Annotated in this window: 15 protein-coding genes; 6 read left to right on the forward strand and 9 right to left on the reverse strand. The window is 71.3% G+C overall.

Translation table 11 applies throughout. The features are described 5' to 3' along the window. Nucleotides 1-2: 2 nt before the first annotated feature. From MQE23_RS41745 to MQE23_RS41765, 5 genes are all read right to left on the reverse strand, one after another. Nucleotides 3-1,877, reverse strand: a complete 1,875-nt coding sequence (locus MQE23_RS41745) for an HSP90 family protein (RefSeq protein WP_243381997.1) — start codon at nucleotides 1,875-1,877, stop codon at nucleotides 3-5. An 84-nt stretch (nucleotides 1,878-1,961) separates the two neighbouring features. Then, complete coding sequence (locus MQE23_RS41750) at nucleotides 1,962-2,948, reverse strand: hypothetical protein (protein WP_020275326.1); 987 nt, start codon at nucleotides 2,946-2,948, stop codon at nucleotides 1,962-1,964. Nucleotides 2,949-3,118: 170 nt separating this feature from the next. Beyond that, a complete protein-coding gene (locus MQE23_RS41755) occupies nucleotides 3,119-3,511 on the reverse strand; it encodes a DUF2267 domain-containing protein (protein ID WP_020275325.1) in 393 nt (130 codons plus the stop codon). 109 nt (nucleotides 3,512-3,620) lie between these two features. Continuing rightward, nucleotides 3,621-4,163 (reverse strand): nucleotide exchange factor GrpE, encoded by a 543-nt coding sequence (gene grpE / locus MQE23_RS41760; RefSeq protein WP_020275324.1) that lies wholly within the window; start codon nucleotides 4,161-4,163, stop codon nucleotides 3,621-3,623. A 179-nt stretch (nucleotides 4,164-4,342) separates the two neighbouring features. Continuing rightward, nucleotides 4,343-4,699, reverse strand: a complete 357-nt coding sequence (locus tag MQE23_RS41765; RefSeq protein ID WP_037671744.1) for a J domain-containing protein — start codon at nucleotides 4,697-4,699, stop codon at nucleotides 4,343-4,345. A gap of 322 nt (nucleotides 4,700-5,021) precedes the next feature. Here MQE23_RS41765 and MQE23_RS41770 point away from each other — a divergent pair, with 322 nt between their 5' ends. Further along, complete coding sequence (locus MQE23_RS41770; protein ID WP_020275321.1) at nucleotides 5,022-5,534, forward strand: MarR family transcriptional regulator; 513 nt, start codon at nucleotides 5,022-5,024, stop codon at nucleotides 5,532-5,534. 201 nt (nucleotides 5,535-5,735) lie between these two features. Here MQE23_RS41770 and MQE23_RS41775 read toward each other — a convergent pair whose 3' ends face one another. Both MQE23_RS41775 and MQE23_RS41780 read right to left on the reverse strand, forming a co-directional pair. Next, complete coding sequence (locus MQE23_RS41775; protein WP_243381999.1) at nucleotides 5,736-6,131, reverse strand: nuclear transport factor 2 family protein; 396 nt, start codon at nucleotides 6,129-6,131, stop codon at nucleotides 5,736-5,738. A 36-nt stretch (nucleotides 6,132-6,167) separates the two neighbouring features. Continuing rightward, nucleotides 6,168-6,950 carry an MBL fold metallo-hydrolase gene (locus MQE23_RS41780; RefSeq protein ID WP_243382002.1) on the reverse strand — a complete coding sequence of 261 codons (783 nt, stop codon included), beginning with the start codon at nucleotides 6,948-6,950 and terminating at the stop codon, nucleotides 6,168-6,170. A 266-nt stretch (nucleotides 6,951-7,216) separates the two neighbouring features. Between MQE23_RS41780 and MQE23_RS41785 the strand changes: the two genes are divergently transcribed. Then, entirely contained in the window at nucleotides 7,217-8,080 is an 864-nt protein-coding gene (locus MQE23_RS41785; RefSeq protein ID WP_243382005.1) for an endonuclease/exonuclease/phosphatase family protein, read from the forward strand. Nucleotides 8,081-8,183: 103 nt separating this feature from the next. Here the strand turns inward: MQE23_RS41785 and MQE23_RS41790 are convergent, their stop codons facing one another. Then, complete coding sequence (locus MQE23_RS41790; RefSeq protein ID WP_020275316.1) at nucleotides 8,184-8,654, reverse strand: MarR family transcriptional regulator; 471 nt, start codon at nucleotides 8,652-8,654, stop codon at nucleotides 8,184-8,186. Between the two features lie 73 nt (nucleotides 8,655-8,727). Between MQE23_RS41790 and MQE23_RS41795 the strand changes: the two genes are divergently transcribed. Both MQE23_RS41795 and MQE23_RS41800 read left to right on the forward strand, forming a co-directional pair. Continuing rightward, a complete protein-coding gene (locus MQE23_RS41795) occupies nucleotides 8,728-9,210 on the forward strand; it encodes an ester cyclase (RefSeq protein ID WP_243382007.1) in 483 nt (160 codons plus the stop codon). Between the two features lie 311 nt (nucleotides 9,211-9,521). After that, nucleotides 9,522-11,711: a SpoIIE family protein phosphatase gene (locus MQE23_RS41800; RefSeq protein ID WP_243382010.1), complete on the forward strand. Its 2,190-nt coding sequence runs from the start codon at nucleotides 9,522-9,524 to the stop codon at nucleotides 11,709-11,711. Here the strand turns inward: MQE23_RS41800 and MQE23_RS41805 are convergent. Continuing rightward, entirely contained in the window at nucleotides 11,677-12,864 is a 1,188-nt protein-coding gene (locus MQE23_RS41805; protein ID WP_243382013.1) for a type III polyketide synthase, read from the reverse strand. The two genes, MQE23_RS41800 and MQE23_RS41805, sit on opposite strands and share 35 nt — an antisense overlap. A gap of 270 nt (nucleotides 12,865-13,134) precedes the next feature. Here MQE23_RS41805 and MQE23_RS41810 point away from each other — a divergent pair, with 270 nt between their 5' ends. Together MQE23_RS41810 and MQE23_RS41815 are read left to right on the forward strand one after the other, a co-directional pair. Beyond that, entirely contained in the window at nucleotides 13,135-14,700 is a 1,566-nt protein-coding gene (locus MQE23_RS41810; protein WP_243382016.1) for a hypothetical protein, read from the forward strand. A gap of 143 nt (nucleotides 14,701-14,843) precedes the next feature. After that, entirely contained in the window at nucleotides 14,844-15,950 is a 1,107-nt protein-coding gene (locus MQE23_RS41815) for an NAD(P)/FAD-dependent oxidoreductase (RefSeq protein WP_243382019.1), read from the forward strand. Nucleotides 15,951-15,980: the final 30 nt, after the last annotated feature.

A 15,980-nucleotide genomic window follows, 5' to 3' on the forward strand; every position in this document is an offset into this window, starting at 1 on the left:
CGTCAGCTGTCCTTGCGGAGGGCGTGGGCGAGGAGGTCGAGGAAGGAACGGTTGATGAGGCTCGATTCGGCGGGCCTGAGCGGGCGCCGGGACAGCATCGCGGCCTGCCCGTAGAGGGCTTCGGCGCTGGTGCGGGCCAGCTCGGGCTCGTCGATGGCGACGGCGGTGCGGACCAGCGGGTTGAGCTGGTTGAGGATCAGCTGGGCCCGCGGGGCCTCCTGGCGCAGGGCGCCCAGGATGTCGCCCCACAGGCCGCCCTCCTGCTCACGGGCGAGCTGGGAGCGGGTGCGTTCGTGCCGGGCCTCGCGGCTGTCGACGAGGAGAGCGGGTGCGGAGGCGGGCTGGAAGGTGCGCAGCGCGACGTCGCAGTCGAACACAGCGAGGGCGTCCCGGGCCTGGGCGAGGTAGGCCGCGGCGGCGAGTTCCGTCTCCCGGTCGACGGGATCGAGGTGGGCGGTGAGGGTCGCCGGGTCGAGGTCGGCGACGGTGGCCTCGGGCCGGATCTCGGGCAGCCGGTGGACCAGCTCACGGTCGTAGGTGTAGCCGCCGTTGACGACGCCGAGCCCGGCCGCCGAGGCGATCGCGGCGACCTGCCGGAACTCCTCCACGGTCGACGTCACGAGGACGGTGCGGTGGGTGCGCGCGAACTCGTCGAGGGTGCAGTGCCCGTCGGTGGTCTCGAACGGCAGCCAGGGCAGCAGCATCCGCAGGATCTCGTCGTCGTGCACCGCGAGCGACTTCACGGCCAGGTGGTGGGCCTGGAGGAAGCGGCCGAGCAGGTCCGGGTCGCTGGCCGCGGCCCGGGCGATCCACGCGCGCAGCCGCTCGGCGAGGGCGTCACGGACGGCGGCGAGGGTGTCGTCCTCGTACAGGGACTCGCGGGACGCCGTCGGGCGCAGGCTCTCGGCGTCGACGACGCAGCGGACGAAGAACGCCCACTCGGGCAGGATCTCCTCGGCCTGCTCGGACAGCAGCATGCCCTTGACGTGCACGCGGTGGCCGTGGCGGCGCCCGGCCGGCACCGCCTCGGGCAGCACGCACGCGATGCCCTTCAGGCCCACGGCAGGCAGGTCCAGCTCGATGGTGTCCAGCGGCGTGAACCCGAAGACCTCCTCGCCGTACGCGGCCAGCGCGCGGGAACGGGCTCCCGGCGTGGGGTACGTGCGCGCCCAGGGCGCGGGCTCGGGGTTGACGGGCACCCCCGGACCACCCGGACTGCCCGAGCCGCCTGTGCTGCCTGTGCCGTCGTCGAAGGTCACCGGGTGGCGCAGCAGGGAGCCGAAGTGCCGGGCCAGCGCGTGCACCTGCGCCGGCCGGGTCCACTCGCCCGCGTCGGCGCGCGGCGTCAGGGTGACGGTCGTGCCGGGCCTGGGACGGGCGGAGGCGGGCAGGGTGCGGACGGTGTAGCTGCCGTCGCCGCGTCCCCGCCACTCGACGGCGGGTGCGTCGGGGGTGCGGGCGGACCGGCTCAGGACGTGGATCTCGTCCGCGACCAGGAAACAGGAGAGCAGGCCGATGCCGAACTGGCCGATGAAGTCCGCGCGTTGCTCGGCGACCTGCTCGGCACGCTTGCTGCTGCGGCCGATCGTGGCGAGGAAGGTGTGCACGTCGGCCTCGGTGAGACCGACACCGTCGTCCTCGACGCGTACCACCGAACCGTCGGCGTACAGGCGGATACCGAGGGCGCCGGAGGATGCGGACGGTTCGACGCCGTGCCGGGCGGTCAGCGCGTCCACCGCGTTCTGCATCAGTTCACGCAGGTAGACGCGGGGGCTGGAGTAGAGGTGGTGGGAGAGGAGGTCGACGAGGCCGCGCAGATCCACCTGGAAGGTGCGGTCGGCGCCGGCCGGGTTCGCGGCGGTGTCGGGCAGAGTCATCGGGCAGTCCGGAGTGGGAGAGATGGCGGGCGGGATCGGGGCCGGCGCGCTCAGGCGCGGCGGTGATGGCGGACCGGCGTGCGCTCAGGCGCGGCGGTGGTGGCGGGCGAACTGCTTCTCGGGCTCCGCGAAGTAGGTCCAGGGCCAGCTGGTGTAGGCGCCGTCGAGCGTCTGGAAGACGCGCCGGACCGTGTGGCGCTCACCGGCCAGGGCCAGCGCCATGGCGAACATGTTGAAGTCGTGCTGCCAGCCCGGGCGATACGCATAGGCGGGGTGCAGGATGCTGTGGTCCGCCGCCTCCCGCAACTGCGCCCGGATCTCGTCGGTTTCGAGGTAGTCCCCGCGCTCCGACTCGACCCACTCCTCGATGTACGCCATGGCGATCACGCAGCCGAGGCGGTGTCCCTGCGGGGCGCGGGCGACCGCCTCCTGGGCGAACGCCAGGGCCTGGCCCGGCTCGCCGCCCCAGCGGGGCTGCAACTGCGAGACCCACTCCAGGTGGGTCTCCAGGTCCAGCGGGTCGCGGCGCAGGGCGGCGTCGAGCCGGGTCTCGTTGACGGCGCGGCCCAGCGACATGCCCCGGCCGGAGGTGAGGAGACGACGCCACGGAGTGACCCACTCCGGCCGCAGCTCGGCGGCCTCCAGCAGCTGCTCCTCGGCGATGTCGAGCCGCTCGTGGAAGACCCGCCACTGCTCCTGCGTGACGTTCACGGCGCGCTCGGCGGTGCGGGCCTCCCAGCCCCAGATGATGTGACGCGCCCCGGATATCAGCAGGGCCGTCGCCCGATGCTCCTTGTCCTCCTCGACGGCCCGGCCGATCCAGTCCTGCACACCGTCGACGTCGGCCAGCTCACCGAGGACTTGGTGGTCGCGGCCGAGGTCGAACGGAGCCAGCGCCGCCTTGACCGCCGTCCAGTCACCCGCGTCGGCGGCCTCGACCAGCGCGAGCACCCGGGCGTCCCCGAGCGCACGCAGCGTGTACATCCCGTTCTTCTGCCTGCGCGGGACGGGCAGGGCATGCGGATCCGCCACCGGTCTCTCCGCACCCCTGCCGAACAGCTTGCCGAACATGCCGCGCCCTCCCCTGAGCCCACGTGATCGTCCGGTGCAGCATATGCGGCCTCACTGACACCGCTTCCACAGGGTTTTCACCGGGGTTTCACGGGTCTCGTCCGGGGTCAGGACACGGTCGGCCGGTCGGCGTACGCCGTGCTCGGGTCCCCGCCGACCGGCTGGTCGTGTCAGCCGGCGAGATCGGCCTTGCCGAACAGGCCGGCGTAGCCGGAGGGAAGCTGACTGAGGACCTGGTTCAGCTCGCCGCCGCTGACCGCCTCGGCCAGGGTGGTCAGGACGGCGCTGGCGTCCCACTCGGCGGTGCGCGGCCGGGCGCCGATGCGCTCGGCGACCCTGCGGCAGAACTCCTCGATCCCGAAGCTCTCGGCCTGCTGAGGCTTGGCATCCGCGAGTGCCTGTCCGAGCGGTCCGGGCAGCTGGGAGGCGAGGTCATCGACCTCGCCCGGGCTGATCCTCTGGGCCAGCACGCCCAACACCGCCTCGGTGACCTTCGCGGCCTCGTCCTGGCTGCCGTACTCGCCGAGCTCGCGTACGCGGGCGAGGTACTCGTGGTGCTGCATCGTTCGTCACCTCCGCTTGCTGGAGCGTCGACGGCATCGGTGCGATGCCCTCTTTCCCGGTACCCAGGTATGCGACATGTGCGCCGGTCACCGCGGGCCGTGCCGCGCGTCAGCTTCGCGCGATGGGGAACGGCGGCGCACCACCGGCGGTGGAAGGGCGTACGCCTCGGTCGTCCCCGTGCGCGCTCCTCGCCGGCGGCGCCGGCCCCGAGACCTCCACATGGGCCGGGCGCAGCAGGTGGTCGCCCAGGCGATAGCCGGGCCGGAGGACCGCCGAGCAGACCAGGCGGTCCCTGCCGGGGGAGGCGTGGTGCGCCACGGCGTCGTGGCAGGCGGGGTCGAACGGATCGCCCACCTCGCCGAACGACGTGACGCCCAGCGAGCCGAGCTGCTCCTTCAGGCTGTCGGCGATGTCCTCCAGTCCCGGCGTGAGCGGCTCGTGCGCACACGCCCGGTCCACTGCGTCCAGCACGGGCAGCAGCGCCCGGAGCACATTGGCCACCGCGATCTCACGTACGGCCAGGCGGTCCCGCCGGACCCGTTTGCGGTAGTTGTCGTACTCGGCCTTCACCCGCTGCAGGTCGGCGGTCCGCTCCTCCACCAGGCGCCGCAGCTCCGCCAGCTCGGTGTACCGCGGCCCGCTCCTGGTCATCGTCAGCCAGCCTCCGGCTTGTCATCGTCGACGATCTCGGCCTCCACCACATCATCCTCGGACGAGCCTCCGGTCGCATCGTCGCGATCGCCTGCAGGATCACCCTGGTGTCCTCTCCCTTCAGCTTCTCCTTCTCGCCCGTCACTGTCTCTCACGTGTCCTTCGGGGGTATCGGGACCTCAACGGGACGTCCGCTCCCACCGGACGGGACCGGCGCGCAGCGCGGGCTCGGGGCGGGCGGCCCCGAGCAGGACGACGTAGCGCCGCGCGGGCCGTACGGGCGGAGCCGGGGCGCGCCCGCGGTCGTACGCCCGCTCGCAGGACTGGTCGTAGGCCGCGCGCAGGGCCGGGTCGCGCAAGGTCTCGTAGGCCTGTCGCACCTCACCGAACCGTGCGGCGGTGGCCGCGTCGACACGGGTGTCGGGGCGCAGTTCACGCACCCGGGCGCGAAAGGCGGAGGTGATCAGCTCGGCCGACGCCGAGGGCTCCACCCCCAGCACCGCGTACAGGTCCGCTCGCTGCTCCCGCGCCTGCATCCCGGCCACCTCCTCGCCGCTGCGAGCTGCGCTTTCACCCTTGCTTGCTCACAGTCCTGAAATAAAACTTGAGTCTTCTCTTGTCAAGCACCGCTGTCGGGTCCCCGATGGCTCGACCGAGGATCGAGCACTCCCGCTGCCGCTGCGGGGCCACCTGGACCAAGGTGTTCGACGCCGACGGCGGACAGCCCGAACAGCCTTCCCGGTAGCACCCCCCGCCCACTGGCCCCGGACCGGTGCCGAGGCCCGCCGCAACCCCGGCCCGCCCGACCGCGATGACGTACCCTGAATCCTCCAAGGAAGATAATTCTTCGGAAGATGAGTGATGGCTGACCTGAAGCGGCTGTACCGGGAACTGGTCTCGCTGGAGATCGAGTTGTGGAACGGCATCGAAGGGCGGCTGCGGGCCGAGTACGACCTGCCCCTGACATCGTTCGAGGTGCTGCACCTGCTGCGGCAGCGGCCCGGGCGGCGGGTCCAGGACATCGCTGAGGAGTTCTCGATCACGGTGGGCGGCACGAGCAAGGTGGTCGACCGTCTGGAGGCGGCGGGCTTGTGCGAGCGGCGGGCCAATCCGGACGACCGCCGTTCCTCCATCGTCGGGCTGACGCCGGAGGGGCGGAAGCTGGTGGACGGGGCGGTCAAGGTCTTCGAGGAGGAGCTCGAACTGCGTATCGGGTCGGTGATTCCCGAGCAGTCCGTACGCGAGCTGACCGCGGTCCTCGGCGCGCTGCGGGCCGCCGGACGCACCCTGGACGCGGAGCGGAAGGCCGCCGGGCAGACGCCGGTGCAGGGCGCGCGGGCGCCGAAGCAGCCCCGTCGGCCGGCATCGTGAGCCACGACGACTCCGGTATGTCCGTGGGCTGATGGCCGGGCCGGGGATTGAGCCGGCCCGGCCATCAGCCCACGCTCATGCAACGGCCGCCGAGGGGGCCGCCCCGGCGCAGCATGTCGTCGGGGTCCTCGGAGACCGCCACGTGGCCCTGGGGTCGGCCCCTGACGATGCCCGAGGGCTCAGCTTCTGGCACCCATGGGTTCAGCGGCCCCAGAAGGCGTCTTCGGCGGCCTGGTCGGCGGAGAAGAGCCACATCTCGGTGATCTTGCCGTTCTCGATGCGCAGGACGTCGACGCCGTCCATGCTCATCGACGCCTCGTCGCGGCGGCCGCTGAAGCGGATGGTGGCCGCGACCAGGTCGCCGTTGCCCATGAGCGTGTGGATCTCGTCGATGGCGAAGGTGCCCCGGCTGGTCTCCATCATGCTGCCGAGCATCTGGAAGACGGCGCCCTGGCCCTTGTGGTCGCCGGAGAACTGGTTGGCGCCGGGCTGGTGCCAGACGATGCCGGCGTCGAGGAGTTCGCCGAGAGTGGCCATGTCTCCTGTCCGGACAGCCTGGAAGTAGGTGCGGGCGATGTCGATGTTCGCGTTGCTCATGGTGCTTGCTCCTGGGTTCTCGTACTGGCGTGGTGGCTATCGGGCGAAGTCGAGGCGGTCGGCCAGGCCGGCTTCGGTGAAGGCGGCGTTGATCTCCTGCCGGCCTTCCTTGAAGTGGGCCCAGCTGTCGAAGTGGGCGGGGACGACCCGGCGGGCGCCGAGCATCACAGCGGCGTCGGCGCCTTGGGCGCTGTCGAGGGTGAGCAGGGCGTTGTCGAAGGCGAAGGCCATGCGGGCGCCGCCGAGGAAGAGGATCGCGGTGTCGACGGGAGCGAACCTCTCGGCGATCTCCTTGACGTGCTCCAGGGCGGCGTTGTCGCCGCTGACGTAGACCGAGGGCAGGTCGTCGGAGGTGAGTACGAAGCCGACGACGTCACCGGAGACCGGTTCGCAGCCGATGGGGCCGTGGCGGGCGGGCACGCCCGTGACGGTCACGGTGCCGCCGTCGGGCCGCTGGAGTTCGACGGTCTGCCAGAAGGCGAGACCGCGGGCGTTGCCGCCGAGGCGGCCGGCGCCGCTGACAGTGGTGAGGACGACGGGGACCTCGGGCAGGAGAGCGCGCCCGGAGTTGTCGAGGTTGTCGTCGTGCTCGTCGTGGGAGAGCAGGACGGCGTCGACTCGGCCCAGGTCGGCGGCGGTGACGGGCGGCGGGTCGGTCTTGACGAGCTTGTGGTCCCCGGGAAGAGGCATGGGGTACTCGCCGGGCGGGTCGAACGTGGGATCGGTGACGAACCTGAGTCCGCCGTACTCGATCAGGGTGGTCGGGCCGCCGTAGACGCGGACGGGAATCTTTTCGCTGAGGGTGTCGGCGCCGGACATCGAGGGCCTCCCGGTCGGGGACAGTGCAGACGCGGTCCTGGACTCCGGCAGGAGGCAGGACGCAAGCAGTGGATCGGCTGCTGTCCAGCAAACCATTTACATTCCATGGAAGCAACTTCTGGCGATTATTGTTCCGTGTTGCGTAGTGAGCTCCTCGATGCGCCGTCGCCCGTACGCCGGTCTCGCGAGGCGTCTTCAGAACCGGCAGAAGCACGTGTTGCCGGCGCCCCCGTCCCATAACCTCGTGCCTGGATACGTCAGATGCCATGTGGACCCGCATTGAGGAGGCGTTGGTGTTCGGTAGGGGCATGCGGTTGCTCGCGGGCGCCATGACAGTGGCCTGCATGGTGCTCGTCGGCCCCAGTGCGCCAAGCGGTGCCCTGTCCGGCAGATCGCTGCCTGTCACCGCCGTCCGGGAGGCCGTACCGAACCGGGTCATGACCTGGAACATCTGCAACCCCTGCAATGTGAGCAACGCTGGCCGGGCGGCGGAGATCGCGACGTATGCGCCCCAGGTCATCGGCCTGCAGGAAGCGTGCGTGCGCGACGTCGAGAGGATCCGGGAGTACCTGGAGAGCCTTCACGGGCTCGTCTACCACGTCGAGTACGGCACGGTTCTGCAGGACTGGAGCCGTTGCGGGGGAGTGCCGTGGAGCCCGGGGGCCTTCGGCCAGGCGGTCCTCTCGGCTGCGCCGATGACCGACCGCGTCAGCGTGGAATACCCCGACGGCGGATCCGAGGACCGTGGGTACATGGCAGTCACCACCACGGTCGACGGCCAGCGCGTCCGGGTCTTCAACACGCACCTCGCGCAACGGCGTCAAGAGGAAGTCCGGGCGGACCAGGTGGGCGTACTCGCCGCAGAAGTCGCCCGGTACGACCGCGCCGTCGTTCTCGGCGACTTCAACGCGGTGCCGGATGCTCCCGAACTCGCCCCCATGTGGGAGCTGGCCGCGGACACCGACCCCGGGTGCCGTCCCTCGCCCGCCGGCACCTGCGAGCCGACCACCGACTGGCAGAGCAAGTTCGACTACGTCTTCCCGCGAGGCATGGCCCCGCTCGAGCACGGCGTGCGACCCACCTCGTACTCGGACCACCATCTGGTGCACGCCGACCTGGGCCCGGCTTAGGGTCTGTCCGGCGCACCAGGCCCCGCGTCTGCGGCATGATCCGCCGGACACGCCCAAAGGCGCTCCGGGATCGCCGGCACCGCATGTGACGGCCCGTCAGCCTTCAGTCTTCCCGCAGGCGTGCGGTCTGTTCGCTGCCGACATCGGTGATGCGCCGCAGATACCGCTCGATCACTGCGAGTTCGGCGTCGGTGAAGTCGTCCAGAGCGCGGTCGAAGGCCCTGCCGGGCGTGTCCCAGGCGGCCTCGAGGTCTGAAGTGCGCGCGGTGGTGAGGCGGACGAGCGTCTTGCGCCGGTCGTGTGGGTCGGGCCGGCGTTCCACGAGGCCGGCCTTCTCGAGCCGGTCCACCAGGCGGGTGGCCGCCCCGGAGGTCAGCCCGGTCAGTTTCGCGATCTCGCCGGTGGTGTGCGGGCCGGGCTCCAGGCCGAGCAGGCTCACGCACTGCAGGTCGGTGGGATGCAGGCCGAGCCGTTCGGCCATGGCTTGGTTGAACAGGGTGTAGGCGGCGTGGTGGCGCCGGGCCGCCGCGGTGACCGCCGCGATCGCCGACGCGCGGGTGGACCGGTCTGACATGACGTCACCTCTGGCTTCTTACTCGTCAATATCTGTGTTGCGCAGATACCGTGTGATGCAGCATCTTTCTATCATGACAACACAGCCAGAACCCACGACCGCGCACAACCCCGCGAACCTGCGCGCCCTCTACGACCGTTGGAGCCGGATGTGGCGAGGTGATCTCCGTCAGGCCGAGGACATCCTCGCTCCCGGCTTCCTCGTCCACCAGGCGCGCCCCGACGGCAGCGACTCCGAGGCGGTCACCGGCCCTGCGCGGCTGGTGCCCGAGATCGAGCAGACCATGGCCGCCTTCGGTGACATCACCATCACCGTCGACCTCGGACCGATCGTCGACGGCGACCTGATCGCCGCGCGCTGGACCATGCGCGCCACCTACACCGGCGGCATCCCGCAGGCCACCGCCCCCGTCGGCACGAAGATCTCCTTCAGCGGCCACGACATCCTGCGTGTCGCCGACGGCAGGTTCGTGGAGTACTGGACGTGCACCGACATCCTCGACGGCCTGGCCCAGCTCGGGGCCGTCTCCGGCCCCAACGGACCTGCTCGGAACTGAGCGGGAACAGCCGTCGTCCGTCACGCAGGTGCCGCTCTCCGCGACCGGCACGCCCACCGGTGCCTTCCGGGCAACGCACCTGCTGTTCGGCCCCCATGACCCCGGGGACGTTCCGGCCTGAGGAGGAGCCCTCCATGCTCCCACCTGCCACAGCATTCCCTCACTGTCCGTGTTCACCGTGCGATTCGCTGGTGTGGGCGAAGCGGCCCTGGGTGTTATTCAATGAGGTGTGCGGTCAGGGATCTCCGGGCCCCGCCGCACGGGTCCGAGTACTGCCCCGGTGCCGTCCCGGGGATTGCTGAGAGAGCCGCATGGACTCCACACCCTCCCCTTCGTCCTCTTCGGCGTTCGACCTGGTCAGCAGCGCCTTGGAGCGCTACATCCCGCGCGGGGGAGCGGCAGCGGCCGCCGCTCTCGCCGACACGGAGGGCGACCGCACCACGCCCCGGCGCGTACCCGACACCCCGGCAGCCGGCCGCCAGGAGCAGATCCTCGGCGCGGTCGGCCTGGACAGGGATCTGATCATCACCCGCTGCAACCTGGACGCCCCCGTGTTCACGGGTCTGGACGCCGTGGTCGGGAGGCCGTTCGTCGATCTCCTGCCCCCCGGGGACGTACCGACGGTCACACGGCGGCTGCGGCAGGTCGTGGAGACCGGTGAGGCGCACGTCGCCCGAATCCAGCGCCTGCGGCGCGGCGACGGGTCGGAGCTGGTGGTCTCGATGAGCATCCTGCCCGCCGCCGCACTTGAGGAGGGCCTGACCGTCTCCCTGATCGCCATGGCGAGGAGGCTGCATCTTTACGCCGCCGAGACCGCGATCGGCACCTCGCTGGACATCGGCGAGACCGCGCAGTCGCTGGCGGAGTCGCTGTTGGCCTGGGGAGACGTGGCCGCCGTCGACCTCGACTTCGCCGTATGGACGGGTGAGGGGGTCACCCCGCGGGCGAAGGGGCCCATCCGACTGCGGCGGGCGGCCCTGGTGCCGGACCGGGCGTGGCCCGAGGGCTACGTGACTCCGGGCGACGATCTTCCGGGCGACGCGAGTCGCCTGCTGGCGCAGGCGGTACTGCGGGACGATGCTCCGCAGACCATCGTCATACCCGACCGGGAGGCGGTCGAGCGGGTATTCGCCAGTCCACGAGTGGTACGTGCCCTGGTGCCCGGCGAACGGGCGGCGGGTGTGGCGTGCATACCCCTGGTCCTGGACGGCGCGCCGCCCGTCGTCCTGGGCGTGGCGGAGGTCTGGCGGCGGGCGGACTGCCCCTTCCGCGACAACGAGCTGTTCGACCTGCAGGAACTGGTGGCCAGGACCGCCCATCACGTCGACCTGGCGCGTCAGCACCAGCGCGAGCACACGCAGGTGCTGGCGTTGCAGCGTCGCCTCCTGCCCCGGACCGGTGGCGACACGATCCAGATCGCCAGCGTCTACCAGCCCGCCACCCCCGACAGCGCGGGCGTCGGCGGAGACTGGGTGAACAGCTTTCCGCTGCCTGACGGCCGTACCGCGCTGGTGGTCGGTGACGTCGTCGGGCACGGCCTGGGAGCCGCGGCAACCATGGGCCAGCTGAGCATGGAGGCCCGCGCGCTGCTGTCCGCGGGACTCGCGCCCGACGAGGTGCTGGAGCACCTGGACGAGACCGTGACGCTGCTGGACGACGCGGAGTCCGGGCTGGCGGCCGGCTACAGCGCCCTGGGTTCGACGTGCTGCATCGCCCTCTACGACCCGGTCAGCCACCACGTGACGCTGTCCAGCGCCGGCCACCCCCCGCCGGTCCTGGTCTCTCCGGACGGGCACCCGGGCCCGCTCCCGGTCCAACCCCACCCCGGTCTGGGCGCGGAGTTCGCGTTGCGGGAGCCGTTCGACGTGTACACGTTCGACACGCCCCCGGGATCCCTGCTCGCCCTCTACACCGACGGCCTGGTGGAGGATCCGGCCGTGTCGATCGACGAGGGCATCGGCAGGCTGGCGGACGCCGTGTCCACGGTGCACCCCTGGGACGCCCTGCAGCAGGCCGCACGGCACGTCGTATCCGCGCTGGCGCCCGCGCGCCAGCGCGACGACGTGACCCTGCTGCTCGCGCGGATGATCGGCTACCGCAAGGGGGACACCGCGACCTGGCGGCTGCCCGCCCGCTACGACGCCCCCGCCCGTGCCCGCGCGCAGGTCTCCGCGCTGCTGAGGCAATGGCGCACCAGGGACGACACCCGGGACAGCGCGGTGCTGCTGGTCAGCGAGCTGGTCACGAACGCGGTGCGCTTCGCCACCGGACCCCTCACGATACGGCTGATCAGGACCGGTCACGGCCTGGTGTGCGAGGTGGGCGACACCGGCAACGGCAGACCGCGTCTGAGGCGGGGCGGCCCGCTCGACGACGGCGGTCGCGGCCTGGGCATCGTGCACAGGCTCACCACCCGCTGGGGGGTGCGGTGGACGGACACCGGGAAGGTGGTCTGGGCGGAGGTCGCTACAGCCACTCCCCTTCCAGGGCGGTGGCGGTGAGACCCGGTGCCGCCGCGTACAGCACGGCGCGGTCGCCGGGCTTCAGCCGCCCCGCGTCATGCGCCCGCCGCAGGATGTCGAACACGGCGGCGCCTCCGCGGTTGCCGCTGGTGTAGCTGTCCCGGCTGTAGTCCAGCAGCCCGGACGGCCAGGCGTCGGGCATCGTCTGCTCCATGTACTCCAGCACCCGGGTCCCGCCGGGGTGCGCGAGCAGGACGTCGGGGTGCCAGGAGCCGGGCTCGTCCTGGTAGCGGACGCGCAGCCAGTCCCACATCGCGGTGACCGTCTCCTGTACGGCGCGCGGTCCGCGCCGGTCCATCACGAAGTGGGTGCCGTCCGCCCGTGTCTCCAGGCGGTGCAGGTCCTGGGTGCCGGGCAGGGTGTGGTGCCAGGCGGCGTCCAGCCGCAGCACCGACTCGGGCCTCGGGCGGCCCGTGACCACAGCGGCGACCGCGGTGTCCGCGAACAGCAGCCGGACGATCAGCGACTCGAGGGTGTCGTCCGCGGGCTGGTAGGTCGTGCTCAGCGCCTCCGCGATGACGATCAGGACCACCCGGTCGGGGTCCGCGGCCACGAGATTCGCCGCGAGCGCCAGGGAACGGGTGCCCGCGATGCAGGCCCACTGCGTCGCCGGCAGCAACATCACGTCGCTGCGGAGCGGAAGCTTGTTGGCCAGGGCGATGTCCAGACCCGGCAGCGCCGGGGTGGTGGAGTTGCTGGTGATCACGCAGTCGATGTCCGCGGCGTCCAGCCCGGCGCTCTGCAGGGCCCCGCGCGCCGCGTGCTCCCCGTAGGACTGCACGGCCTCCCAGGCCGGAGCGGTGCGCTCCTGGACGGTCTGCGGCGCGGGTATGGTCTCGAGGGCGGCGATCACGCGCTCCACGTCCTGCTGGGTGAACCCGTCGCGTGCCAGCGCCTGTTGGGCCGACTCGATGCCGACAGCCCGCAGGCCGCTGCCGTTGCCGGGCGCGACGGCGGTCTCCAGCGGCAGCATCCAGCCGCGGGTCTCGATGCCCGTACTGGCAGCGATGCCGTCGATCCGCGGCGCCCACGCCGCGTGCGGGTGCCGGTCGCTCACCTCTGCCACGATCTGGCTGGTCGTTACGGCGTGCTTGCCGTGTATCACGGTAGGAGGGCAGAGGTAAGCGGCCATATTGGGGCACCTTCCAAGGGGGAACAGGGGGTGACAGGGGAACGTCGCTAGTGCTGTGTCTTGGGTCACTTCGGAGCTTCGCGCCCAGAGGGTGTCGATGGGCTCTACTTCGGGCGCCGATGTCCGTTTCGAGCATGGACGCTAAATGGACATTTCCGCTGTGATGGACGCAACTTAGGCGCCTTGAGTCGCGTGATACGGCACACACCGCCGCATCGAGCTGCACGGCCCGGGGCGCAACTTTCACGACACCTCGCGCATCAAACGTGTATGAACCCTCAGCGCACGGTGTTCGGGGCAGTACTGGCTGCCTCGGTGCTCGCCCTGGCGCCCAGCGCACCCGGTGCAGCCGCCGTAGGCGACGACCCCTCTGCAACACCGTCCCCCCTGCCGACTCAGGCGTACGCGACGATCAGCGCCGAGAAACAAGTCAACGTGGGACCGGGGGCCCAGTCGGCCGCCGTGGGCTGGATGTTCTGGGACGGCGGGGCACAGGTCCCCGTACCCACGAACGACTCGCTCGTCATCGATGCGCGTGACCTGGCGGGCATCGCGAGCGTCACGGTCGACGACCCGCGGTGCACAGCAGACGGGCGAGTCTTCACCTGCGTCAACAAGGGCGCCTCGCAGAGCCGTTCGGTCGACTTCACCCTGCGTACGGACGCGGGCGCCAGACCCGGCGTCAGCGGCACGATCGCGTACACCCTCACCGCCGACCGCGCCACCGGCGCCACCGCGAAGGCGGAGGTGGTCGTGGGCACCCCGAAACTGGACGTCGGCAGGGTGTCCGACGTGACGCACGCCAGGGTCGGTTCCCGTATCGATGTGCCGCTCCGGCTGCGCAACACCGGGGATCTGGCCACCGACCGGCGCATCATGCTGCGTTGGGAATCGGAGGGCAGTCTGGTCTTCGACCGCAAGTTCTCCAACTGCGCCTACGGCGAAGGCGATGACCCCCGGGAGCCCGGCGGCCGGACATCCGTCACGTGCGTCTTCCCGGTTTCCTCGGACTCCGTGCCCGCGGAGGGCACCGTGGAGCTGAGCAGCCCCCTGACCGCCACGGTCGGCAAGCGCGTCCTGACCGCCGTGACCGACTACTCGGCCAGGCTGCTGAAGCCGCTCGAACAACCCGGCGGCGGCAGCCACCGGGGCACCGGGCCGGCGCTCACCCTGGTACGGGCGTCCGGAACGGGAGGCGGATTCGAGCACGGTGCCGAGGGCCGGTTCACCGTCGCGGCCGACAACTCCGCGGACCTCGCGGCCGAAGCCGTGACAAAGCCGAGCCGCAGGGCGGGCGAATGGCTCCTGGACATCAACGCCGTGAACCACGGACCGGCCTCCGCGTACGGGATCGACGACAAGTCCGTCGCCGTGGTCGACGTCGTCCTGCCCAAAGGTGTGGTCGCCGGCGGCACCGCGCACATGGAGGAGGAGGACAGCCCGTACGGCCCCTGCCTTCTCCGCGTCGGCAGCACCACGACAGCACCTTTCGAGGCAGGCCACCGGCACTACGTGTGCAGCGTGCCGTTCGGTGTCGCCGCCGGCAAGGGCCAGCTGTTCGAACTGTGGGTGAAGCGGGCCAAGGGCTACGACGGCGCCAAGGGCAGGGCGACGGTGCGTCCCGGCCCGGCCGGCATCCCCCTTCACGACCCGGACGCCTCCAACGACAGCATCACCTTCGCCTTCGGCAAGCCGTCCACCCCGACCGCGGCGGCACCGTCCGGCGACACCCTGACCGCCACGGGCACGGGCCGCACGCTCATCGCCACCGCAGCCGGGGCCGCTCTGCTGGGCGCCGTCGTCCTCGCCGTCCGCCGCCGCGGGCGTACCCGCTGAAACGCCGAGTCAGCTGACCTGCGGTGTCGGTGCGACGTCGGAGCACTGTCGGTCGCTGTCGGTGGCCCGTCGGTGAGGGCTGGCACCTTTCGAGAGACGGCCGACCGGAACTCACCGGGCGGCCCGATCCCGAAGGAGCCACCATGCACACCCCAGTCACGATCATCGGCGCCGGACTCGGCGGACTCACGCTGGCCCGCGTCCTGCATGTGCACGGAATCCCGGTCACCGTCCACGAGGCGGAGTCCTCCCCCTCGGCACGCGCGCAGGGCGGACTGCTCGACATCCACGACTACAACGGGCAACTCGCACTCAAGGCGGCCGGACTGATGGACGAGTTCCACGCCATCGTTCTGGAGGGCCGCCAGGCGCTGCGGATCCTCGACCGGGACGGGACCGTCCTGCTCGACCAACCCGACGACGGCATGGGCGGACGCCCCGAGGTGCAGCGCGGCGACCTGCGACAGCTGCTGCTCGACTCACTCCCGGCCGGCACCGTGCGGTGGGGGCACAAGGTCAGCCGCGTCCGTGCCCTCGGCGGGGGACGCCACGAGGTCACCTTCGCCGACGGCGGCCCCGTCGTCACCAGCCTGTTGGTCGGCGCGGACGGCGCGTGGTCACGGGTCCGGCCGCTGCTGTCCGCCGCCACCCCCGAGTACATCGGCAAATCGGTCGTCGAGACCTACCTGTTCGACGCCGGCACACGACACCCGGCCGCCGCGAAAGCCGTCGGCGGCGGGATGCTGATCGCTCCTTCGCCGGGCAGGGAGATCTTCGCTCACCGGGAAAAGAACGACACTCTGCACGCCTACGTGGGCGTGTCCGAACCGCAGGACTGGTTCGCCGCCATCGACTTCACCGATGCCGCCACGGCCACCGCGCGGATCGCCCAGGAATTCGACGGCTGGGCGCCGGAGCTCACCGCGCTGATCACCGACAGCGACGTCGCGCCGGTGCTGCGCCCCCTGCACGCGCTGCCGGCCGGGCACCGGTGGGACAGGGTGCCGGGAGTGACCCTGCTCGGCGACGCCGCCCACCTCGCGGCTCCCAACGGCGAGGGCGCCAACCTGGCCATGCTCGACGGCGCCGAACTCGGTGAGGCCCTCGCCGCCCACCCCGACGACATCGAGACGGCACTCACCGAGTACGAGCAGGCCATGTTCCCCCGCAGCGCCGAGACCGTCATGGGCGAGATGCCCGAGGTCGACGCCCACGGCGCGATCGACTGGTTCACCGGGAAGGGCCGATGAGCCACTCAAGCCTCGAACTGGTGCTCAGGA

It is taken from the genome of Streptomyces sp. HP-A2021, from assembly GCF_022807935.1.
In the GTDB taxonomy this organism is placed as follows: Bacteria; Actinomycetota; Actinomycetes; order Streptomycetales; family Streptomycetaceae; genus Streptomyces; species Streptomyces afghaniensis.